The sequence below is a fragment of the Paenibacillus thailandensis genome, from assembly GCF_042685365.1.
In the GTDB taxonomy this organism is placed as follows: Bacteria; Bacillota; Bacilli; order Paenibacillales; family Paenibacillaceae; genus Paenibacillus_AP; species Paenibacillus_AP thailandensis.
This window is the reverse complement of record NZ_JBHUMY010000011.1, coordinates 169,395-190,990: the sequence shown is the minus strand read 5'-3', so window position 1 is coordinate 190,990 and position 21,596 is coordinate 169,395. Positions and strand designations below refer to the sequence as shown.

18 protein-coding genes are annotated in these 21,596 nt (G+C 54.7%); 12 read left to right on the top strand and 6 right to left on the bottom strand.

The window, feature by feature from the left end; genetic code table 11:
- Window positions 1–41: 41 nt before the first annotated feature.
- The 3 genes from ACFSW5_RS11335 to ACFSW5_RS11325 all read left to right on the top strand — a co-directional run bounded on the left by ACFSW5_RS11335 (window position 42) and on the right by ACFSW5_RS11325 (window position 4,461).
- Window positions 42–2,528 (top strand): glycoside hydrolase family 31 protein, encoded by a 2,487-nt coding sequence (locus ACFSW5_RS11335; protein WP_379272817.1) that lies wholly within the window; start codon window positions 42–44, stop codon window positions 2,526–2,528.
- 170 nt (window positions 2,529–2,698) lie between these two features.
- Window positions 2,699–3,532, top strand: coding sequence for a MerR family transcriptional regulator (locus ACFSW5_RS11330; protein WP_379272815.1), 834 nt, complete (start codon window positions 2,699–2,701; stop codon window positions 3,530–3,532).
- A gap of 158 nt (window positions 3,533–3,690) precedes the next feature.
- A complete protein-coding gene (locus tag ACFSW5_RS11325) occupies window positions 3,691–4,461 on the top strand; it encodes an SDR family oxidoreductase (RefSeq protein ID WP_379272813.1) in 771 nt (256 codons plus the stop codon).
- Between the two features lie 113 nt (window positions 4,462–4,574).
- Here the strand turns inward: ACFSW5_RS11325 and ACFSW5_RS11320 are convergent, their stop codons facing one another.
- Window positions 4,575–4,886 (bottom strand): RNA polymerase alpha subunit C-terminal domain-containing protein, encoded by a 312-nt coding sequence (locus tag ACFSW5_RS11320; protein ID WP_379272811.1) that lies wholly within the window; start codon window positions 4,884–4,886, stop codon window positions 4,575–4,577.
- A gap of 138 nt (window positions 4,887–5,024) precedes the next feature.
- On the opposite strand from ACFSW5_RS11320, the gene ACFSW5_RS11315 reads away from it, so the two are divergent.
- The 3 genes from ACFSW5_RS11315 (at window position 5,025) to ACFSW5_RS11305 (ending at window position 8,651) form a co-directional block, all read left to right on the top strand.
- Window positions 5,025–6,221 (top strand): TraB/GumN family protein, encoded by a 1,197-nt coding sequence (locus tag ACFSW5_RS11315; protein ID WP_379272809.1) that lies wholly within the window; start codon window positions 5,025–5,027, stop codon window positions 6,219–6,221.
- Between the two features lie 78 nt (window positions 6,222–6,299).
- Window positions 6,300–7,133 (top strand): hypothetical protein, encoded by an 834-nt coding sequence (locus ACFSW5_RS11310; protein WP_379272807.1) that lies wholly within the window; start codon window positions 6,300–6,302, stop codon window positions 7,131–7,133.
- A 132-nt stretch (window positions 7,134–7,265) separates the two neighbouring features.
- Window positions 7,266–8,651: an outer membrane protein assembly factor BamB family protein gene (locus tag ACFSW5_RS11305; protein ID WP_379272805.1), complete on the top strand. Its 1,386-nt coding sequence runs from the start codon at window positions 7,266–7,268 to the stop codon at window positions 8,649–8,651.
- A 99-nt stretch (window positions 8,652–8,750) separates the two neighbouring features.
- Here the strand turns inward: ACFSW5_RS11305 and ACFSW5_RS11300 are convergent, their stop codons facing one another.
- Together ACFSW5_RS11300 and ACFSW5_RS11295 are read right to left on the bottom strand one after the other, a co-directional pair.
- A complete protein-coding gene (locus ACFSW5_RS11300; RefSeq protein ID WP_379272803.1) occupies window positions 8,751–9,275 on the bottom strand; it encodes a hypothetical protein in 525 nt (174 codons plus the stop codon).
- Between the two features lie 182 nt (window positions 9,276–9,457).
- Complete coding sequence (locus ACFSW5_RS11295) at window positions 9,458–9,910, bottom strand: DinB family protein (protein WP_379272801.1); 453 nt, start codon at window positions 9,908–9,910, stop codon at window positions 9,458–9,460.
- Between the two features lie 173 nt (window positions 9,911–10,083).
- On the opposite strand from ACFSW5_RS11295, the gene ACFSW5_RS11290 reads away from it, so the two are divergent.
- The 3 genes from ACFSW5_RS11290 to tatC (ACFSW5_RS11280) all read left to right on the top strand — a co-directional run bounded on the left by ACFSW5_RS11290 (window position 10,084) and on the right by tatC (ACFSW5_RS11280) (window position 12,973).
- A complete protein-coding gene (locus ACFSW5_RS11290) occupies window positions 10,084–11,724 on the top strand; it encodes a PhoX family protein (protein ID WP_379272799.1) in 1,641 nt (546 codons plus the stop codon).
- A 288-nt stretch (window positions 11,725–12,012) separates the two neighbouring features.
- Complete coding sequence (gene tatA, locus ACFSW5_RS11285; RefSeq protein WP_379272796.1) at window positions 12,013–12,225, top strand: twin-arginine translocase TatA/TatE family subunit; 213 nt, start codon at window positions 12,013–12,015, stop codon at window positions 12,223–12,225.
- 1 nt (window position 12,226) lies between these two features.
- Entirely contained in the window at window positions 12,227–12,973 is a 747-nt protein-coding gene (gene tatC / locus ACFSW5_RS11280; RefSeq protein WP_379272794.1) for a twin-arginine translocase subunit TatC, read from the top strand.
- An 86-nt stretch (window positions 12,974–13,059) separates the two neighbouring features.
- Here tatC (ACFSW5_RS11280) and ACFSW5_RS11275 read toward each other — a convergent pair whose 3' ends face one another.
- The gene (locus ACFSW5_RS11275; protein ID WP_379272792.1) at window positions 13,060–16,746 is read right to left on the bottom strand and encodes a glycoside hydrolase; all 3,687 of its coding nucleotides are present in this window, start codon (window positions 16,744–16,746) and stop codon (window positions 13,060–13,062) included.
- A 385-nt stretch (window positions 16,747–17,131) separates the two neighbouring features.
- Between ACFSW5_RS11275 and tkt the strand changes: the two genes are divergently transcribed.
- Together tkt and ppnP are read left to right on the top strand one after the other, a co-directional pair.
- Window positions 17,132–19,150: a transketolase gene (gene tkt / locus ACFSW5_RS11270; protein ID WP_379272789.1), complete on the top strand. Its 2,019-nt coding sequence runs from the start codon at window positions 17,132–17,134 to the stop codon at window positions 19,148–19,150.
- 140 nt (window positions 19,151–19,290) lie between these two features.
- On the top strand, window positions 19,291–19,608 hold the full coding sequence (ppnP, locus tag ACFSW5_RS11265; RefSeq protein ID WP_379272786.1) for a pyrimidine/purine nucleoside phosphorylase: 318 nt from the start codon (window positions 19,291–19,293) through the stop codon (window positions 19,606–19,608).
- 123 nt (window positions 19,609–19,731) lie between these two features.
- Here the strand turns inward: ppnP and tatC (ACFSW5_RS11260) are convergent, their stop codons facing one another.
- Together tatC (ACFSW5_RS11260) and ACFSW5_RS11255 are read right to left on the bottom strand one after the other, a co-directional pair.
- Entirely contained in the window at window positions 19,732–20,487 is a 756-nt protein-coding gene (gene tatC, locus ACFSW5_RS11260) for a twin-arginine translocase subunit TatC (protein ID WP_379272784.1), read from the bottom strand.
- A complete protein-coding gene (locus ACFSW5_RS11255) occupies window positions 20,484–20,741 on the bottom strand; it encodes a MerR family transcriptional regulator (RefSeq protein ID WP_379272781.1) in 258 nt (85 codons plus the stop codon). Before ACFSW5_RS11255 ends, tatC (ACFSW5_RS11260) begins: the two co-directional genes overlap by 4 nt.
- A 313-nt stretch (window positions 20,742–21,054) precedes the next feature.
- On the opposite strand from ACFSW5_RS11255, the gene ACFSW5_RS11250 reads away from it, so the two are divergent.
- The coding region (locus tag ACFSW5_RS11250; RefSeq protein ID WP_379272891.1) for an FAD-dependent oxidoreductase at window positions 21,055–21,596 on the top strand (542 nt) is incomplete at its 3' end.

Below are 21,596 nucleotides of genomic sequence, written 5' to 3'. Positions count from 1 at the left end.
CCCTTCCTTTGCCAGCAAATAAACTTAAGGGGTAACAGACAATGATTATATGCAAAAAGCTTCTAGAGATACGAAACGGAGACGGCCGTCTGGATCTGATCACAGATGCCGCGAAGTTTAGAATCGTGCTGCTAACGGACGAAATCGTAAGAATTCGATGCACGTTCGAGGAGCATTTTCCGGAGGAAGCCTCCTACTCGCTTGCGATGACCGCTTGGGAAGACAAGATGGATGCCTTGATGCCCGATCGGAGAAAAATCGAAGCGATTCCGGCGCAATACGACGATTGGGGAACCCATCTGCTTTTAACGACACGGACATTGCGTATAAGGATCAATAAAGAGCCGTTCGCGATTGAAATAACGGATACGGACGGGAACGTGCTGCATGCCGATCTGAAAGAGAAGTCATATGTCCGCGACGCGCAAGGAAGGCTCTATCACTACTCCTGTATGGACGATCACGATCATTATTACGGCTTCGGGGAAAAATCGGGGTATTTGAACAAAAAGAACCGAAGAATGAGGATGCACAACGTCGATACGATCGGGTACGATTCCGAGCTTACAGACCCGCTGTACAAGCATATTCCGTTTTTTATTAAATTTAACGGAGAAAGCCAAACCGCCAGCGGCTTGTTTTATCATAACTCGCATGACTCCGTATTCGATATAGGGTGCGAGCGGAGCGGCTATTGGAACAAATATTCGTACTTCTGCGCGGACGGCGGAGAGCTGGACGTTTTCTTTATTTATGGACCGCGAATCAAAGATGTCGTCCGGCATTACACCGATCTTACCGGAAAGACGGTTTTGCCCCCGAAATACTCTCTCGGCTACATGGGGTCCACGATGTATTACACCGAGTTGGATCGGCATTCGGATAAAGCGATTCTCGGCTTCTTGGAGAAATGCCGGGAGGAGGGCATCCCTTGCGACGGATTTTTTTTATCCTCGGGTTATACGACCGGAAAAGACGGCAAGCGATACGTATTTCACTGGAACGATGAACGTTTCCCCGATCCGAAACGGTTCGCCTTGCAAATGGCGGAGATGGGGGCGGCGCTCGCTCCGAACGTCAAACCCGGCATGCTGGTAACGAACCCGTTGTATCGGGAATTCGACGAAGCCGGCGCCTATATCAAGGATTCGAGCGGGGAACGGTCGCATATCGACCGGTTTTGGGGAGGAGCGGCTTCCTTCGTGGACTTTACGAATCCGGAAGGGAGAGCGCTGTGGAAAAAGCATTTGAAGCAATCCTTGATTTCGCTTGGCATCACATCCATATGGAACGATAACAATGAATACGAGATTAACGATTCGAGGGCGTTATGCCATTGCGAGGGGGACCCGAAGCCGATCGACGGCTTGCGGCCCATCATGCCGAATCTGATGGCTCAGATGGCGAAAGAGGCGCTGGAGGAGACATCCCCCGGGGTTCGGCCGTATATCGTCAACCGGGCCGGCTTCGCCGGAATTCAGCGCTATGCGCAAACCTGGGCGGGGGACAATATCACGAGCTGGAAAAGCTTGAAATTCAATATTCCCGTTATGCTCGGCATGGGGCTTTCGGGCGTTGCGAATCAGGGATGCGATATCGGCGGATTTTTTGGTCCGGCACCCGATCCGGAATTGTTCGTCCGATGGGTTCAGAACGGCATTTTCCAGCCGCGGTTCTCGATTCATTCCTGCAACACGGACAACACCGTCACGGAGCCGTGGATGTATCCCGCCTATACTCGATATATCCGGGATGCGATTCAGCTCAGATACCGGCTGATGCCTTACTTCTATTCTTTGATGTTCGAAGCCTCTACGGAAGGATCGCCGATCATGAGACCGCTCGTGTACGAATTCCAGAACGACGCTCGAGTGTGGGACGAAAGCTTCGATTTTATGCTCGGATCTTCGATCCTGGTGGCCAATGTGCTGGAGGAAGGCGCCAAGACGAGAGCGGTCTACTTGCCGAAAGGGGCCGATTGGGTGGAATGGAATACGCGGAAGAGATATGCCGGCGGACAAACGATTCATCTGGACGTTTCGATAGATTCGATTCCGATGTTCCTCAGAAGCGGCGCAGTCGTACCGATGGCTCCCGGGCTTACGAACATTCACAAGGATACGGCGGAACGGCTGCAGCTGTTGATCGAGCCGTCGGAAGAAGGCGGCTTCGTCTTGTACGATGACGACGGACGCAGCAATCGTTGCAAGGAAGGAGACTATTTGAGAACGACGATTACCGTCAAGAACGGCAGGGATACTCGAATTTCGTTTACGCATGAAGGAGAATACCGTGCCCGGCTGCAAACGATGGTTGTCGAAGCGCTTTGCAGGGATGCCGCTCCCGTTCAAGTAAGCCTGCGGGACAAGGAGCTTTCGATGTTCCTCGATCCGAAGCAATGGGATGCGGCCGAAGAAGGCTGGTACTACGATATGGAACAGAAGGCGGCGAAAATTAAATATAACGATAGAAGAGAAGATTACGAGATTCGCATCAATTTTGACGTGAAGGATTTGATTTCGATTTAATGCGAGTCCCAAGGCTGCCCGGTAATCCGCAGGCTATGGCCGGGGGGCGGCGAACCGAGACGAAGGTCTTCTTTTAGCCGGAACGGCAACGATTTGTTATGATAAGTTCAATAAGCCAACTTGCCAATTTGCGGCGCGATCGTGCGTTGCGCCTGAAAGGGGATTTTCGGATGTTTAAGATCGGGACGTTCGCGAAGCTAGCGGGCGTGACGGAGAAGACGCTGCGTCACTACGATCAATTGGGACTGCTGAAGCCTGCGCATATCGACAAGGAATCGAAGTACCGCTTCTATACCGCGGAGCAGCTGCTGACCGTCCGGCGTATCGCGGGCTTCAAGGAGCAGGGGTTGACGCTCGAGCAGATGCGGCCGCTGCTGGCCGATGCGGCGGAGCTGTCGAAGGCGGAGCAGACGCTGCAAGAGAAGCGGGAGGAGCTGGAGCGTTTCATTCAAGAGGCGCAGCGGCAGGTCGGGGAGATTGACAAGCGGCTCGTCCGGCTTGAACGGGTGTCCGAAGCGGCCGAGGCAGTCAAGGACAAGGAATTCGGGTTGCGCAGCGTGGATCCGGTACTCGCGGCTTCCATTCGAGAGTCGGTTCCGACAGGCCATCTATGTTTGCTGCTCGATGAACTGAAGCAATACGTCCGGGACCAGGGGGAGCGAGCGGAAGGCGAGATGACGATTGTTTGGCACAAGCGGGCCGACAGCGCTGCGTCGCCTTCGGACATCGAGGTCGCCATCCCCTTATCGAAGCCGATCCCGGCCAGCCGGAGGGTGATCGTCGGGCAGCTGCCCGGACTCGAGCGGGCCGCTTCGCTTAAGCATCGCTGCGATCCTTATCGCGGCGATTGCAAGGCGGAGGAAGCTTTGCGGGCTTGGATGCAAGCCGAAGGCTATCGGCCGTCCGCGGCCGAACCGGTCCGCGAGATCTACCTGACGCCGGATAGAGATATATACGGCCGCTTGCGTCTTGCAGAGGCGATCGTGCCGGTCGAGAGGATTTGACTCGATTAACCATAGGCTGTATCCGAAACTATAATCGGCTATCCGATGCTTGAATCCTTTTTTTGGCCGGGCACGGGATCTTTTTCAAATCGCCTTGACTTTGCCCTTAAGGGGAGGGTTTAGAATGGGGTCAACCATTCGATGAGGAGTGATTTGAAATGAGTAGCAGACGTTTGGAAAATCGTGTCGCAGTCGTTACGGGAGCAAGCAGAGGGATCGGCAGGGCGATTGCGCTCCGGCTCGCCGCGGAAGGAGCTCTCGTCGCCGTGCATTACGGAAGCCGGCGCGACGCGGCGGATGAGGCAGTCCGCTCGATCGAAGCGGCGGGAGGAAGCGCCTTCGCCATCGGCGCCGAATTGGATGCCTTGGACGGGGTCGATCGCCTGTTGAAGGGTCTGGACGAGGAGCTTGCCCGCCGGACCGGCAGCAACCGATTCGATATTCTGGTCAACAATGCCGGCATCGGCACATCTTCGACGTTTCAAGAGACGACCGAGGCGGACTTCGACCGGTTGTTTGCCGTCAACGTCAAAGCCCCGTTTTTCCTCGTACAGCAGTCGCTCGACCGTCTGCGGGACGGGGGACGGATCATTAACGTTTCGTCGGGCGTGACACGCATCGCTTATCCGCATATCATGGCCTATAACCTGACCAAAGGCGCGGTCAATACGTTTACGCTGCATTTGGCCCAGCTGCTGGGGCCGCGGGGCATTACCGTGAATGCGGTTATGCCCGGCATCGTCGACACCGACGTCAACGCTTCTTGGCTGCATACGCCCGAGGGCCGCAAGCATGCCGAGGAAATGTCGGCTCTTGGCCGCGTCGGCGAGCCTTCGGACATCGCGGATATCGTCGCTTTCGCGGCATCGCCGGACGGCCGCTGGGTTACCGGGCAGATGCTTGACGCTACCGGCGGATCGCATTTGTGATTTTAGCGTAAATTCAATTTATGACTTTTTAAGAAAAAGACCGCTGCGGCGGTCTTTGCATTTGTGGCAGAATGCCGGTTTTTTCTTTGTTGGAGTCGATTCGCATCTTCATTCTACTCCTTTGTTTCATTCCCGCGGTTGAACGCCAAACCTTCCGACTGCAATGCGTTTCTAAGGATCGGCATCGAGCTTGGTCCAATACCGTGAAGCTTTAGGATCTCGCGTTCGGTATAGGCGGACAGCTTTTGTAAAGTGGTTATTCCATTGTGCTCCAACGCTCGTCTGGCGGGGCTTGAAAGCCGCGAAAGGAATCCGCTTTCCGGCTTCTTCTCCCGTTCGCAAACCGGACAGGCGGGGCAGTCGCTGCTTTTGTAGTACCGGTGTCCTTTGTCGCAAGTCCTTAATGTCTTCGGTGAGGCTGCCATTGGAATGCTCCTTTCATCAGTTAATGTATGGGTTTTTTGCTAGAGGTCTGGTAGATAAGTTCATCTCCTCTATGCTAGTATGGAAATGTGAGGAACTCAACTGGATACTAGATTAGGCATTTTAGGAGGAAACCGGTTTTGAACAAATGGAAAGCTTCGCTCGTATCGCTCTTTTTATCTTTATTCGTGCTTTTGTCCGCCCTGCCGGCGGCTGCCGCTCCGACTCCGGTGTCGGTGCAGGTGGACGGCAAAAAGATCGAATTTGCTTCGAATGAACCGATTATCGATAACGGCGTTACCCTTGCTCCGCTGGATGCTTTGCTGTCATCGCTGAACGTTGCGTTAAAAGAATCCGGCGCGGAAACGGTCCTCGTTGCTGCAGACGGCAGGGAAGTTACGCTGCATACGACGATCAGGACGATTAACGGAATCAAGTATATCCCTGTCCGTTCGGTTGGGGAAGCCGCCGGCTTTGAAGTGCGCTGGGACGCCGCTACCCGCACCGTCGTATTGACCGAGAATGAAGGCGGACGCGGGTTTCTGTGGGAAGTGAAGCACAACGGCAACACCGTCTATCTGGCCGGCTCCATGCATATTGCGGACAGCAGCTTTTACCCGCTGCACCCTTCCTTTGAAGAGGCCTTTGACGAAGCCGATTATTTGGGGGTCGAAGTCGATATCAGCAACGCGGCGGATCCGGAGAATCAGCAGCTGATCGCGGAGCTGGGCATGTATCAGGACGGCACTACGCTGAAGGATCACATTTCGGAAGAAACGTACAAAAAGCTGGGGGCCATTCTTGCCCTGAACGGACTGGATACGAACGCGCTGGACGCCTATAAGCCGTGGGTTGCCGAGACGACGATTTCGACGCTTCAGTCCATGCAGGCGGGTTATGAAAGCCAGACCGGAATCGATCTCTATTTTCTGCAAAAAGCAAAAGAGCGCAATATGCCCGTTATCGAATTGGAATCGTACGAGTCGCAGCTGAACATGTTTAATAGCTTGTCCCCGGAGCTGCAGGAGAGCAATTTGAATGCCGTTCTGGATGGATATAACGATATCGACGACAACGTCGATCTTATGGCGGAGCTATGGAAGAGCGGCGACGATGAAGGGCTGCTCGAACTGACCAAGGCCATGGCGCAAAACGAAGAATACTACAAGGCGTTGTTGGTAGACCGCAACTTGGCGATGACGGATAAAATCGTCGGGTACTTGAACGGCACGGAAAAAGCCGAGTACCTGGTCGTCGTCGGGGCCGCTCATTTCCTGGGCGAGGACGGAATCGTCAAGCTTCTTGAAGATAAAGGCTACACCGTCACGCGAAAATAAATCCATGATGATGAAGAACCGGTTCAAACGGAAGAGCCGGTTCTTTTTTTCTCATGTTAAGAAGGAGGGGGAGGCTGGATGCGGTTTAGGCTGAGCGTAACCGGCAAGGAAGGCAGGAACCGCGCGGCGGTCGCCGTCTCCTTGATTGGCGCCGCCGCATTATGCGCCGCGGCTGTATGGTTCACGCTGCTCGGCAGCGAGAAAAGCGGCAGCGGCGGCGATAAATCTGCCGGCCGATACGTTTATATGGAAGCGGAAGCTTCGAACGGCATGCGGCTGCATGCGCTTGCCGTCGATCCGTCCCGCATAACGCTGGAGACGGTAAACGCCAACGTGACGAAGACGCCGTATTACGGCGTTAACGGGGGATTTTTCTACGGAAAGGATCTACTCAGCATCGCGATGGTGGACGGAAAGCCGGTTAACGGACAGCTTGGGGCTTACGGCTCCGGTTCTTCCAATGTGAAGTATGCAAGGGGGACGCTCGTCTGGGACGGGGGTGCCGGCCGACTTGACGTGCAAGTGGTGAAGGATCAGGCCGAGCTCGAGCTAACCGATCGGACCCGCTTCTGGGCGCAGGGCGGCATCAGCATGAGCATAGGACGGGACGACGATACATGGCGTGCTCAAGCCGAGCTGGAAGGGGCGCCGTTTCCGGATGACGAACGTCTCCGCTCGGCCGCCGTCTATGACGACGCGGGACAGCTTTACCTGATCGTAAGCGGCACCAAAGGAACGCTTGCCGCGTTTCGGGAAGCGATCATCGAGAAGATCGGGAACGGCAGGCTTGCTGGCGGCATTTTCCTGGACGGGGACGGCTCGTCCCAGCTTCGCAGCGGGGAGCGCGCGCTGGCCGGCGACGGCCGGTCGGTCGTCCAGATGATGCGTCTGACCGGGGATGCGGAAGAATAGTAGTTTAGCATTCATCGATTTCGACCAGTTTTGAGAAATCAAGGTTTTTTATGCTTCTTTTTGAACTTTTTTCTATCGCGGTGCGTTAATACTTCATGTTAGAAGAAATGTTGCCAATAGGAGGGTAATCTTATGTCGAGAGCCGAAAAAAGCATTAGGAGGCCGCTTTTCCAGCGAATTATGGCAAGCATTGCGGCTGGAGTACTGACTATTCAGGGGGCGGCCGCCGTGTTGCCGTCGAAGGCGTTTGCAGAGTCTCCCGATTTATCTGTCAATTGGTATTCCGGTTATGTTATAACGGTGCCCGAGCTGAAACCGGTCTGGACGGCGCAGGCGGACAGCCATCGGGATATGATTGATGCCTTTGACAGCCATAGGGTTGTTGCGGAAGACGGCAAGGTATTCGCCTTCGATGGGGCCAAGCTGATTGCGATTGATGCTTCGACAGGCAAGCGGCTGTGGACTTACGGAAAAAACTTAATGCCATATGTCGTCTATCATAATGGCACCGTATACGGTCTGACGGGAGAGCGCCAGCCCTTCGCTTTGAACGCGAAGACGGGGCAGAAGAGATGGGAGTCGGCGACATCCACCTTGATCGATGCGCGGCTGCGTACGGAGGCGTTGGTGCCGACGAACGATACGCTTTATGCGATATATGGGAGTACAACCTTCGCCTTTGATATCGCGACAGGTAAACTTCGTTGGACCGCGGATGAGCCGCTGGCAGAAGGTAACGGGACCGCTTACCTTGAGGAAGCGGACGGCGTCGTGCTGCGGACCTATTATGTACAAGGGGCGCTCACATCTATACAGCTGAACGCTTACGATAAGAAGACAGGCAAGAAGCTGTGGGGCGAATTCGGCCAAGGGGAAGCGCTTCGAATCCAAGACGGTCTCGTTTATTCGATCAATTACTATTCGCCCATGCTGGTTGAATATCAATCAACACCGGATCGCAGCTTGATCGTCAACGCTTATAACCTTAGGACCGGGGCGTTAAAGGGCACTCGTGAATATACTTGGAAAATGGCCGGCGAGCCTCCTTATGAATGGGGGCAAAGATTCGCGTTTATGAGCGGCGGCAAGCTGTACATCCAACAAGCCGATCGGGTAGCGGAATACGATTTTGATGCATATAAAGCCGGGGCGGAACCTTTGCGAACGTTTAACGGACCGTCCGGGCACAATTCGGTGTTGCTTAACATCGTACAGGATCGACTGATCTATCAAGACTTGACAACCGGGGAACTGGAAGGCGTAAAACTGGCGAACGGACAGCGGATCGGATGGATGGGAGATGCACCGGTTGCCCAGATTGACGTTTACGGAAACGGGATGTACCGGGCGCAGCGCAATGGTACATTACTCGGAATCGACATGCTGACTACGAAGCCTGTGTTTAAAGTGAAAACCGGAGCAGATTGGCACGGAGCGACACTGAAGACGGGCGATATGCTCGTCATACAGGCAGAGGGTAAGCTGCTTGGGGTGAAGGTCCCTGCGTCGCTGCAATAAAATACTTTAAGAAATAGATTAAGTGATTTCTGTCCCGGCTAGCTGTGCCGCTTTACATGAAGGAAAGTCCCGCTCCGGCGAGATTGGGACTTTCCTTCGTCAAGACGCCGAGCCTGCCCGCTTTTTTTTCATCTTCCCGAACGGTTTGAAATACGTAATGAACACCATGAAAACAAGGCAGAACAAGTTAAAGCTTCCCATGATCATGATCGACAGCCATGTCGACCGGAACTGCCCGCTCCGTAAGGCCGCCAAACCCGTATCCTCGATCAGAACCCCAAGAGAGGCCGTCCAATCGTTCAGATACAAGATGCCGAGCATGATCGTTACGACGGTGAGAACGAGCTTGATCACGACCCAATAATGCTTGACCAGTCCCCATTGCGTCCACACCGATAACAAGATGCCCGTCAACAAGCTGAGCAGCGCCGGATATTTGAGCAAATTCTCGTCAATGATTTCCATGCTGGAGAGCGTGTAAGCAAGCTGTTCGCCATTCTCGGCGCTTTGTAAATAAAGGCCCAGCAGCAGCATCCCCAAAGTCCCGCCAATCCAGGACGCTACCGCAATGACGTGTATTGCGACCAGTAAGCTTTTTTTCTTCTGATTCAGTCTGTAAGCCATAAAGCAATTATCCCCCGCCTTGTTAAAGATGTAGTCGATTTCTTGCAGCGAATTTCCAGTTCCCGTTCATCTTAACAAAGCATTGTTGCGAACTTGTGACGATATTTAGAGGTTTTCATGAAATTAAGGGGCGGATACGCAAGCAAGTGCATCGGTTTGGAGGCGGGGGGATAATCAACTTTTTACTCGAACGGCCGGAATATTTGATTGAGGTGATGCTCCATATGATCGACATAGTCGGTAACAAGCCAATCCAACGTGACCCATGATCCGTCGGCGATCCGGCAAGAATGGAGCAATCGTTCGTCAGGTATGTTGGCGATGACTTCAGCAACCTGTTTGTTTAGAACGACCCAGAGGTTTAGGATGTGACCGCTCGGGAGGTTTCGGTAATTCATGCGCTCCACCCATTGATCCTGGTTATATGTGAGAACCTTGTAAGGAAGCGGTTCGTGCTGCGCCCGGACAAAGCGTTGCAGATTCGTAAGCGCGGAGTCGCATAAGTGTCCCAATATTTCTTTTTTCGACCATTTGCCGGGTTGTGGCCTTAAGGCCAGCTCCGGCTCCTCGAAAGCTTGCAGCTTCGAAGGAACCTCTTTGATCCATGCATGCAGTCTTGCTATTTCATCTTTCATCGGTTCTCCTCCTTCAATCGATTCCTATAACGATAGGATAGCAGATTCGGCTGTTTCCAGCTGGAATTTTGAAAGCGGCCTTTACAAATAATCCACATTATAGTGAAACGGATTTAACATTCCTGCATTATGCTTGTCCTCAAGAAAACAATTCGTTCTAAGGGGTGGACAAGTTGAGTAAAACGATTGACCGCAAAACTTTCCTTTCTTATTTGGGTACCGGAGCGACGGCGCTCGCGGCGGCATCCGCCGGACTGGGGGTACTGGACGGCAAAGCTTCCGCCATGTCCGGTACGGCAAATCACTTGTTCGGATTCAACACGAATCGGGTAAGCGGCTACTTTGATCCGATCGAGCCGACGAAAGAAGATGCGCTTGTGCTGCCTAAAAACTTCAAGTATGACGTCGTTGCGGCTTTCGGCGATGTCATAAATAAAAAAGGAGATACGTTCGGCTCCGGCTGCGATTACAACGCTTTTCTCCCGATCGACGGCTCCAACGTTCGCGGTCTCCTTGTCAACAATCATGAATACAGCACGATCTTCTCGATCGGTCCGGTGACGGACGGCAAGATGACGAACGAGCAGATTCAGAAAGAGCTGTACAATCTGGGAATGTCGGTTATCGAGGTGTACCGCGATGAGAACGGCACATGGAAGATGGACACCAACTCCAAATACGCTCGCCGCATCAACGGCTTCACCAAAATCGATCTGACCGGCCCTGCGAAAGGAATTCCGGCGCTCGAAGGAGCCCAGACGGTAACGGGGACGTTCGCGAATTGCTCCGGCGGCGTTACGTTGTGGAATACGGTGCTGTCCTGCGAAGAGAACTTCGAATCGACGGCCGAGGCGGCCGGACTGCCGCTCACCCATTACGGCTGGGTTGTCGAAGTGGATCCTTTCGACAGCAAGTACATGAAGAAGCATACGGCGCTCGGACGGTTCAATCACGAGAATACGGCAATGGGATTGGCATCGGACGGCCGGGTAGTCGTGTACATGGGCGATGACAAAAAGGATGCTTGCGTCTATAAATTCATAAGCAAAGGCAAATACGACAAGTCGAAAGGCCGTGCCAACTCCGCGCTGCTTGAAGACGGCACGCTGTATGTCGCTAACCTGAAGAGCGGCAAATGGATGCCGGTTACCATTGAAGAAGTATCCAAGGCGATTCAAGAGGATCCGGAGCTTCAGCAGAAATTCAAGACGCAGGGAGACGTCGTTACGTACTGCCAGGAAGCAGCGCTGCTCGCAGGCGGAACGCCAACCGACCGGCCGGAGGACATCGAAATTTCTCCGTTCGACAATACCGTGTTTATTTGCCATACGAACAACGATAATCACGGCAATATTCACGGGCACATCACCCGTATTTTCGAAGCGGGCAACGATCTCGGAGCGCTCGAATTCGATTTTGAAATTTTCGCCGCCGGCGGCCGTCAATCCGGATTCAGCTCGCCGGACAACCTGGCTTTCGATTCGAACGGCCATCTGTGGGTCGTAACCGATATTTCCAGCAGCAGCCAGAACAAGGGCGTGCACAAATCGTTTATGAATAACGGACTATTTGTTATCCCGACGAGCGGTCCAGATAAAGGGAAAGCTCTCCAGTTCGCTTCCGGCCCTGTGGAATGCGAGCTGACCGGCCCGTTCTTTACCCCGGACGAGCAGACGTTGTTCTTGTCCATTCAGCATCCGGGCGAAAATACGAAGGACCTGAACAATCCGACCAGCACATGGCCTAACCGCCCGGGCGAAAAAATGGCAAGATGCGCCGTCGTGGCGATCAGCGGCTTCAAGCTGAGCAACTAAATCATTAAGCGAACGCTTCCGGTGCGAGGTTGGTCTGGTACCGGGAGCGTTCGTCAAGTATTTCCCACAAGACTTAGCGTATGCTTTCGAAGCAAGTTTTGCTCGAACCTAAATCGATGAAGCATTGCTCACAAAACAAAGCGTATGCTTTCGAAGCAGGATTTTTGTTTCCATTCCCTTTATTGGGCAATTCATCACAAAAACCTAAGCCAATGCTTCCGAAGCAAGTTTTGCTCGAACCTAAATCGATGAAGTATTGGCTCACAAAACTTTTAGGAGGAAAAAGTTATGCCATTCGGTAATATCGGAATCGGGGGACTGATCCTGATCTTGATCATCGCGCTGATCGTGTTCGGGCCTTCGAAGCTCCCTGAGCTCGGTCGCGCTTTCGGCCGGACGTTAAGCGAATTCAAAGTCGCGACGCGCGGCCTTGTGAACGGCGAAGATAACGACAAGAAAGACGAGGAGACGCCGAAGGCTTCCGCGGCGTCGCAGAAGTAAGATGGCGAACCCGAATGAACAAACCGTGATCGAGCATCTGGAAGAGATGAGGTCGCGGCTCATTCGTACTTTGCTCGCTTTTCTCGTATCCATGGCCGCCGCCTTGTTTTATGTGCGGGATATTTACAGCTGGCTCGTGCGGGACATGGATCAGAAGCTGGTCTTGCTCGGACCGTCGGACGTGATGTGGGTCTATATGATGATTGCCGGTGCCGTCGCGATAGCCGTGACGCTTCCGGTCGCGGCCTATCAGATCTGGAAATTCGTGAAGCCGGCGGTGCCGGAGCAGTCGCACCGGGCAGCCTTTACGCTTATACCGGGAATCGCTGTCCTGTTTCTGATCGGAATCTGCTTCGGTTATTTCATTTTGTTCCCCATGGTGCTTCATTTCATGAATCAGATGGGGGCCGGCGAATTCGAGATGATGTATACCGCGCAAAAATATTTCACCTTCATGATCCATATGACGATCCCGTTCGGACTGCTGTTCGAAATGCCCGCCATTGTTCTTTTTCTGACCAAGCTGGGCATTCTGAATCCGCTCCGGCTCGCCAAAGCGCGGAAGGTGGCCTATTTCATTCTGGCTATCGTGGCGGTGACGATAACGCCGCCCGATATTTTGTCGGACATCATTGTGATCGTGCCTTTGTTCCTGTTATATGAAGCGAGCATATCGATATCGAAGTTCGTTTACCGGAAGCAGCTGCGCTTGCAGGAAGAGGAGAACGGCAAATATATGAGCGCGTGACGAGACGCGTCCGGAATAACGATAATCTGCGGTAAAATACGAAAAACGGCAGCCGAGCGGCTGCCGTTTTTTAAGCTATTCGAAGATTACTGCTCCACCTTAATCCAGCTGATCATCGGTTTCGAACCGCCCGCTTTGACGGCCTTCACGACCAGCTCGCCGTTCGTAACGGCAATGCCTTCGAAGGTCTTCGCTTCCCGGCTCGAGCCGATGACATAACCTTCCAGCTTCGTTTCGCCGTTAATGATCAGGTTCATGGCCCGGTCGCTCGCCTTCCACGGATCGAAGAAGCCGACGGTTACTTTGTACGTGCCGTCCGGAAGCTCAAACCGGTAGGCAAGCCCTTTGCCGTTCTCGTTGCCGTCGTATTGGCGGATCGTCTCGTACGCGTCGGTCGGGCTCGTATGGGCCCAAGTCAGCCCGTCGTCCGCTTCGTAGCCCCATTTGATTCCCGTAACGGGGTCGCTGCCGAACGGCTGCTCCTCCAACGTCTGAAGCGATCCGAACGCCTCTCCGTCCTCCAACTGGCCAGGCGTGCCGTCGCCGGCGTCCACATAGAAGAGCACCCGGTCTTCGCTTCCGACAGGCGTCGCTTCGACCGGTTCGGACGCCGCCTCTTCGCTGCCGCGTTTGGCGACCACGGCAAACGAATACGGTACGCCGTTCTGAAGTCCGGTTACAATCGTGGAGCCCGGATTGGCGGACACTTCACGGGTTTCGGTATCGCTGCCCGTTAAGGCCGAATACCGGATGACGTACGAATCGGCGCCGTCGACTTCGCTGTATTTCAGCGCGACTTGACCGTTCCCGGCTTTCGTCCGGTAGATTTCCGGCTTGGATGCGAAGTCGTTCGCTCCGCGGGATACTTTCAGGAAGGCAAATGCCGCGTCGGCCCAGCTATGAAGACCGACCCGGCCGCTTGTATACACCGTGTCCGTTACATCAAACACCGGTTTCCCGTCGATCGAAGCCCGGATCCGTTTGCCGTCCAGCCTCACTTCAAGCTTGTAAAGCTCGTTCAGCTTCGCCGTAAAAGGAACGGCGGGCGCCAAGCTTTGCCCGTCCCGGCGGATAAACAGGCTGCCGTTCTCGAAGCCGAACATATAACCTTGCGAGTAGCTGCTGCCGCGGAAAGCGACGGCCCAATCGGCCCCTGCCGTTGCGTGCTTGGCTACCGCCGTTACGGTGCCGTCGATGAGCTGCAATCCTTCAACGCCGATTTCCCCTTGGCGATCGCCGCCGGACTTGTGCTTCAGCAGGCCGTCTTCGATTCGCCATTCGCTCACTTCCGGCAGGTAGCCGGACATATCGCTTGTCTCAAAATCGTCTTCCAAGCGGACGTCTTCGGCTTCCGGCGTAACGACCGCTTCCGTATAACCGGTTCCGGCTCCGCCTTTGCCGATCGAGGATACTTGGACGGTATACGCCGTGCCGTTGGTCAAGCCGTCCAACCGTACGGCGCTGCCGCCTGCGGTCAAGTCCGATCCGTCCTCCGAGCCGGAAACGACCTTTACGGAGTAATCTGCCGCTCCTTCAACGGGCGAAATTTCAAGCTGAACCGTTTGATCGCCCGGAACGGCAACGATTTTGCCCGGCGCCGGGATATCCGGCTTCACCTGAAATTCGGACGAAGGAGCGCTAACCTCTTGTCCGTCGACCGCTTCCACAATCCCGTAATACGTTGTGCCGTTGGTCAGTCCGTTCACTTCAATCGTTCCGTCAGGCGTAACGCCCGTCAGCTCTTGATCGTAACGGCCGGGCTGAGTCCCGTAGCGGACGCGGTATTCGGGCACGGTCGGTTCGGCTTCGTAAACCGCTTGAAAGCCGCCGTCGATTCCCGTTGCCGACACGCCTGCCGGAGTTAACAACGCGGGAGTGCCGTACACCCGTTTGGAAGGCGGTCCGAACCCGTTGGCGTTGCCGGCGCGAATCGTGACGAAATACGATTTGCCGTTCTCCAAGCCTTGGATTACAAACGAGTCGGCCGTCATCCGCGTCAGCACTTGTTCTTGCTTGTCGTTTTGGGCTCCGTATCTTATTTCATATTCATAAGCGCCTTTCGGAGCTTCAAACGAAATTTTCAATCCTTTATTCGTAGGCTCCGCCTTGACGTTCTCGGGGGCGTCGGGCTTCTTGTTCGCCTTTACGACGTCTCCGTTCAAGGTCACGACCGAACGGGCGGGGATAACCGTCTCGAACGTTCCGTCCGATTGCACCGGCACATCCTGTCCCCGGGCAAGGTCCGAGCCGGCCGACGTTATATACGATTTCAGCGTAAAGACAGCGTCGTTCTTGTCAAGTCCGCCGACCGAAACGCGGATTCGCTTATCCTCTTCGCCGTCATTGACGAATACGGCCGTTACCGTATTCTCTTCGTCATGCTTATAAGCGGATCCCAGCAAACCGTTCCGCGCATCCTCGTCCAGGCCCGTAAGCTTGATGCGTTCGGCGCCCGGGCGGATAAACTTGCTGTAGTTGCCGAGCGCCCACAATATTTTGGACGTCAAAATGTTCTGCTCGTCCCCGGCGTTGTTAAAATCGGTATAGATCAATCCGTCCTTGTAATCTTCCTTGGAGACGGCCGTCCACCACTGCCAAGCCGAGGCGTTCGCCCGGGTCAGGTCGAAATGGATCGTGCGGGCCACGTACAGCGCCGGATCGATGCCCAGATCCCTCCCCGGACCGTAGGAACCGAGAATGCAGTACTCGGTCATCCAATACTTCGCGTTCTCGTCGTATTTCTTCAGGTTGGCAGCGAGCAGGTCGCGCAGCTCGCCGAGCCGGTCGTCGCCCGGGCTGCTGTAATCCGACCAGTAGGAGTGGGATGCGATCTTATTGCCGACCGCTTCCTTCAGCTCCGGATCGCCAAGCAGGTCTTTGATGTATTCGCGGTACTTGCCGAGTCCCAGACTGTTGGCGCCGCCGGTGTATTGTTCTTTGCCCGTGAACTGCTTGTAATACTCGTCGTCGAGCAGCGCCGTAATCTCGACGCCGTCGGGAGCGCTGATTTGCGCCGACAGGCCGCCGGCCTGCAGCTGCCGGTACAGCTCGAGAATGACGCGCTTCATGTCGTCGTTGTTGTAGCGGTTGCCTTCCTGTCCGGCCTTGTTCCAGTCCCAGGTCGGTTCGTTGATCGGGCTTATGTATTGAAATTCAAGCCCCTCTTCCTGAAAATGCTTCAGCACGTCGACCAAATAAGCGGCGAATTCGTCTTCGTAGCCTTCCTTCAAATTGGTCGATCCGACGCTCGAATCCGGCTGAGCGTGGCCGTTTTTGGTCATCCAGACCGGCGGGCTGTTCACGAAAGCGATCAGCGTCTCGACGCCCCGATCTTTGGCCGCTTGCAGAAACCATTGCTGTCCCGATTGCTTGCTCCAATCGTATTCGCCGTCCTCGGTCTGTTTGAACGCTTCCGCGCGCCGCCACGGATTGCCGATGATCGCTTGGTCGGTTTCGGTCGAACCGGCGCCGATGTTGAAGCGCCAAGCCGACAGGCCGATTCCTTTTTCCCGGGAAAAAAGAAGATCCGCGACGCGAGCTTTGTTGTCTTCCGTCCAGTGCTTGCCGAGCGGATCCATCGACCAGGCGTCGGAAGCGCCGAAGTTGTCGATGGTCTGGTACTTGACGGATGCGTCGATGGCAACGACCGCATCGACCGTCCGTTCCGCAGTCGGCTCGCTTGCGGCCGAAGCGCCGGCGGTTAAGCTGAAACAACAAGTGCAGGCGAGAACGGCTGCCGTCCATTTCTTCATCACTGTGCGTCTCAATTGCATTACCCCTTTGCGCGAAATTGGGTTGCTTCATGAAACCCGTTACATGAAACCGGTTTCAGTACAGTTTAAAAAAAGATGCGCGCCATTAACCGGATTTTATGTAAGGGCTTTCAATCCTTATTTTAACGCGCTGTTAAAAGCTGTCAACGTACTTTGTGCTTATTTTCGTTCCGGCGGGGAGGGACATTTGAAATATTCGGCATACTATTCATAACTTGAGCTTACGGCGCCTATAAGCAAAAACTATGTGCGCCCGCGGCTAAAAGATGGAAAACGAAGTTGGACAATGGTACAATATCAAAAGCCATTGCGCTGCTTGTGCTTGCGCGAAATTTTTAAAGAGATAAAGAGAGCATGATCAAATGGATTATAGGAGGAAATGGTAATGGCAGTTACTCAAAAATCAATCGAACAGCTGTCGATTGACACAATCCGTACTCTCGCAATCGATGCTATCGAAAAAGCCAAATCGGGGCATCCGGGCATGCCGATGGGCGCCGCTCCGATGGGCTATCAGCTTTTCGCGAAAAACATGAAGCACAACCCGTCCAATCCGGCATGGATCAACCGCGACCGCTTCGTGCTGTCGGCCGGACACGGTTCCATGCTGCTGTACAGCCTGCTGCACCTGTCGGGCTACGATCTTCCGCTGGAAGAACTGCAAAACTTCCGTCAATGGGGATCGCTGACGCCGGGCCATCCGGAATTCGGCCATACGGCAGGCGTTGACGCAACGACCGGCCCGCTCGGCCAAGGGATCGGCATGGCGGTTGGCATGGCGCTGGCGGAAGCGCAGCTGGCAGCGACTTACAACAAGAACGAATTTAAAGTTATCGATCATTATACGTACGCCATTTGCGGCGACGGCGACTTGATGGAAGGCATTTCCCACGAAGCGGCGTCGTTCGCGGGCCATCTGCAGCTCGGCAAGCTGATCGTCCTGTACGATTCCAACGACATTTCGCTTGACGGCGAGCTGAGCCTCTCCTTCTCGGAGAAAGTGAAAAGCCGCTTTGAAGGTTACGGCTGGCAAGTGCTTCGGGTGGAAGACGGCAACGACCTGAACGCGCTGTCGAAGGCGATTGCCGAAGCGCAAGCGGAAACGGGCAAGCCGACCTTGATCGAAGTGAAGACGATCATCGGCTACGGCAGCCCGAACAAAGGGGGCAAAGGCGGCCACGCCGGCACGCACGGATCGCCGCTCGGCGCCGAGGAAACGAAGCTGACGAAGGAATTTTACGGTTGGCCGGTCGACCAGCCGTTCCATGTGCCGGCCGAAGTCCGCGCTCACTTCGCGGAAGTGAAGCAAGCGGGCGAGCAGGCGAACGCGGCTTGGGATAAGCTGTTCGCGGATTACAAGGCCGCTCATCCGGAGCTTGCGAAGCAATTCGAGCTCGCGATCGCCGGCGACCTTCCGGAAGGCTGGGACGCCGATCTTCCGAAGTATACGCCTGAAGACAAGCCGGTATCGACGCGCGTCGCTTCGGGCAATGCGCTGAACGGTCTCGCGAAGAACGTTCCGTTCCTGGCGGGCGGCTCCGCCGACCTGGAAAGCTCGACGATGACGCACCTGAAAGGTTATGCGCAATTCAAGCCGGGCAGCTACGAAGGACGCAACATCTACTTCGGCGTTCGCGAGTTCGGCATGGCCGCGGCCATGAACGGCATCGCCTTGCACAGCGGGCTAAAAGTATTCGGCGGCACGTTCTTCGTGTTCACGGACTATCTGCGTCCGGCCGTGCGCCTGGCAGCCATTCAGAAGCTTCCGGTCGTATACGTGCTGACGCACGACAGCATCGCGGTCGGCGAAGACGGCCCGACGCACGAGCCGATCGAGCAGTTGGCTTCGATCCGCGTCATTCCGGGCTTGACGGTCATCCGTCCGGCGGATGCCAACGAAACGTCCGCGGCATGGGCTTACGCCGTGGAGAACAAAGAAAACCCCGTTGCGCTCGTGCTGACGCGCCAAAACCTGCCGATTCTCGAAGGCACGGTTAACGGCGCGGCCGAAGGCGTTCGCCGCGGCGCATACGTCGTATCCGACGCCGCAAACGGCAAGCCTCAAGCGCAAATTATCGCAACCGGCTCCGAAGTGCAGCTGGCGGTAGCGGCGCAGAAGGCGCTGGCCGAAGAGGGCGTTCACGTTCGCGTTATCAGCATGCCGAGCTGGGATCTGTTCGACAAGCAGGACAAAGCGTACAAAGATTCCGTTCTGCTGCCTGACGTTAAAGCCCGCCTTGCCGTCGAGATGGCTCATCCGTTCGGCTGGGAGCGTTACGTGGGCGACCAAGGCGCCGTGCTCGGCATCGACAAGTTCGGCGCATCCGCCCCTGGCGACCGCGTCATCAAGGAATACGGCTTTACGGTCGAAAATGTCGCGGCCAAAGTAAAAGCATTGCTGTAATTCAAGTTCGTACGGCTTGAGGCATAAGCAGGCAGCCGCCTTAGCCTTTAAGCCCGTTATCTTGCGGAAACGCCGCTTTAAGACAGCGGCGTTTCTTTCATGACATCATCCATCTTACAAGCGCGAGGAGCTAAAAAACTATGTCCCAATTTGATAACGTAACGGCAATCAAGAAAGCGAATATTTACTTTGACGGCAAAGTGACCAGCCGCGTCATCGTCTTCCCGGACGGCACGAAAAAAACGCTTGGCATCATGCTCCCGGGCGAATACGAGTTCGGTACCGATTGCGTGGAAATCATGGAAATACTGGCTGGCGATCTAAAGGTGCTGCTGCCGGGCGAAACCGAATGGCGCCACATTCAAGGCGAAGGCGAATTTACGGTGCCGGCGAATGAAAAATTCAAGCTGCAGGTCGCCGCGGTGACGGACTACTGCTGCTCTTATATTTACGAATAATCGAAGCCGAATAATACGGGATTGTTATCGTCTCGTAAAACAAGCGAAGCCTGCGACAGCCGGATTTCTCCGTGCCGCCGCAGGCTTGTTTTCGTTACGGAGCGGCTTGCCCCCGCTTGTGCCTTATCCGTACGGCTGCAGGCTTCCCGCGTTCATGCGAGCGGCGGACCGCCGGTAGACGAAGCCGGACAGCCAAACGCTGGCTTCATATAATACGGCCAGCGGAATGAGAACGATGAACGCCGACATCATGTCCGGAGGCGTAATGGCCGTGGAGACGACGACCAGTATCAGATAGGCGTAACGGCGAAATTTGCGAAGCCGGTTCGGGCTCAATAAGCCGATGCCGGTCAGAAACATGACCACGATCGGAAGCTCGAAGGCTGCGCCGACGGGGATAACGATGTTGAACATAAATCCGAAATATTGGGTCGCTCCGTAAGTTTCCACAACGTTTAGTTTAGCCGAGATATCATGGACAAACGCGAAGCTCATCGGGAACACGACATAGTAACCGAACGCGATGCCAAGCGCCAGGCACAGCAAGGCAACAGGGATGTAGCGAAGGGCGGCCGTCCGCTCGTGTTTTTGCATACCTTTGCAGACGAACAGCCAAAGCTGGTGAAGCGCGAAAGGCATCGTCGCCGTCGCGGCCAGAAATACGGCGATATTCACGTACAGCTTGACGCCGTCCCACGGCGAAAACACGTTCCAGCTTATGCCCGACGCAGGGGGGACGCTTTTTAAATAATCGAGAATGTAAGGGGAGACGGCCATTCCTCCGGCAAACGCCAAGGCGAATACCGCAACTACGATCATAAGCCGTTTCCGAAGCTCCTTCAGATGGGCGAGGAGCGGCATCGGTTGGTCCTCGTTCATCGGGACAAGCTCCCTTCCTCATAAGGATGAAGCCATTTTTCCGGCTGCTGCCTAAGCTCGAACGTATGGAATCCGTCTTTCAGCTTGCTGTGAATGAGCTTTAGCAGCTCCACATCGTCAAACGAAAATTTCCGGGCCCCTCCGGCCGTCCGCGTTGGAAAAACGAGCTTCTTCTCCTCGTAATAGCGGATTTGCCTTTCGGTCAAACCGGTCAAATCCCGGACGGTTCCGATTGAAATCACTTTTTCCTTCATCCTCTTTCCCTCCCGAATCGATAAATTCGTACGGCATAGCTGCATACTTATTAACGTTGGTTGTTAAAGAAAATGACACAAAAGCGTTTTGATTCGGATTTTAGCAAGGGGGAACGTAAAAAACAATGGTCGAAGCGGACTATAAACGAACACCGGAACATGACTTCTTGCATATATTGGTTGTTTTTATCGGCAATGGCTGGGGAAATAAAAAGAATTTATGTAAGATAATCTTACAATAAAATAGATGGGCGGCCCCGCCTCATGCTACATTCTCGTTGAGCTTTAGATCCTGCTTTGGGGAGTGAACGAGATGGAGGTCAAAGAGAAAACAGGGGAAATGTCGCGCAGGCAGTTTTTGACGGCGGTCGGCAAAATCGGCGGAGGCGCGGCCGTATTCAGCGTCATGGGGACGCTGGGGCTGCTTTCCCCGGAAACGCTAAAGGCGGCCGAGTATACCCCTCCCAATAAAAACGATCTTGTGCTCGCAAACCGCAACGGGAAAAAAATCATCATTTTGGGAGGAGGGATCGCTGGCCTAACGTCCGCTTACGAGCTTGGGCAAGCCGGCTACGATTGTACCGTACTGGAGGCGAGAACCCGTCCGGGCGGGCGGATATGGACGGTGCGGGGCGGAACGTCCGATACCGAAATTACCGGCGCGGCGCAAGTTGCCCGATTCGCCGAGCATTGCTATCTGAACGCGGGGCCGATGCGGATTCCGCAATTTCATGTCACGATGGAATATATCCGCAAGTTCAATATTCCGATCGAGCCTTTCAATAACGTGAACGATCATGCCTATTACTATAACGAGAACGTGGGGGAGCTCTCCGGCCATAAGGTCCGGAAACG

Bases quoted from the DNA above. Each gene is read 5' to 3' on its own strand.
- tatC (WP_379272784.1), bottom strand. From the start codon at position 20,487: ATGAACGAGGACCAACCGATGCCGCTCCTCGCCCATCTGAAGGAGCTT.
- ACFSW5_RS11330 (WP_379272815.1), top strand. From the start codon at position 2,699: ATGTTTAAGATCGGGACGTTCGCGAAGCTAGCGGGCGTGACGGAGAAG.
- tatC (WP_379272794.1), top strand. From the start codon at position 12,227: ATGGCGAACCCGAATGAACAAACCGTGATCGAGCATCTGGAAGAGATG.
- ACFSW5_RS11275 (WP_379272792.1), bottom strand. From the start codon at position 16,746: ATGCAATTGAGACGCACAGTGATGAAGAAATGGACGGCAGCCGTTCTC.
- ACFSW5_RS11300 (WP_379272803.1), bottom strand. From the start codon at position 9,275: ATGGCTTACAGACTGAATCAGAAGAAAAAAAGCTTACTGGTCGCAATA.
- ACFSW5_RS11295 (WP_379272801.1), bottom strand. From the start codon at position 9,910: ATGAAAGATGAAATAGCAAGACTGCATGCATGGATCAAAGAGGTTCCT.
- ppnP (WP_379272786.1), top strand. From the start codon at position 19,291: ATGTCCCAATTTGATAACGTAACGGCAATCAAGAAAGCGAATATTTAC.
- ACFSW5_RS11320 (WP_379272811.1), bottom strand. From the start codon at position 4,886: ATGGCAGCCTCACCGAAGACATTAAGGACTTGCGACAAAGGACACCGG.
- ACFSW5_RS11310 (WP_379272807.1), top strand. From the start codon at position 6,300: ATGCGGTTTAGGCTGAGCGTAACCGGCAAGGAAGGCAGGAACCGCGCG.
- ACFSW5_RS11305 (WP_379272805.1), top strand. From the start codon at position 7,266: ATGTCGAGAGCCGAAAAAAGCATTAGGAGGCCGCTTTTCCAGCGAATT.
- tkt (WP_379272789.1), top strand. From the start codon at position 17,132: ATGGCAGTTACTCAAAAATCAATCGAACAGCTGTCGATTGACACAATC.
- ACFSW5_RS11255 (WP_379272781.1), bottom strand. From the start codon at position 20,741: ATGAAGGAAAAAGTGATTTCAATCGGAACCGTCCGGGATTTGACCGGT.
- tatA (WP_379272796.1), top strand. From the start codon at position 12,013: ATGCCATTCGGTAATATCGGAATCGGGGGACTGATCCTGATCTTGATC.
- ACFSW5_RS11325 (WP_379272813.1), top strand. From the start codon at position 3,691: ATGAGTAGCAGACGTTTGGAAAATCGTGTCGCAGTCGTTACGGGAGCA.
- ACFSW5_RS11335 (WP_379272817.1), top strand. From the start codon at position 42: ATGATTATATGCAAAAAGCTTCTAGAGATACGAAACGGAGACGGCCGT.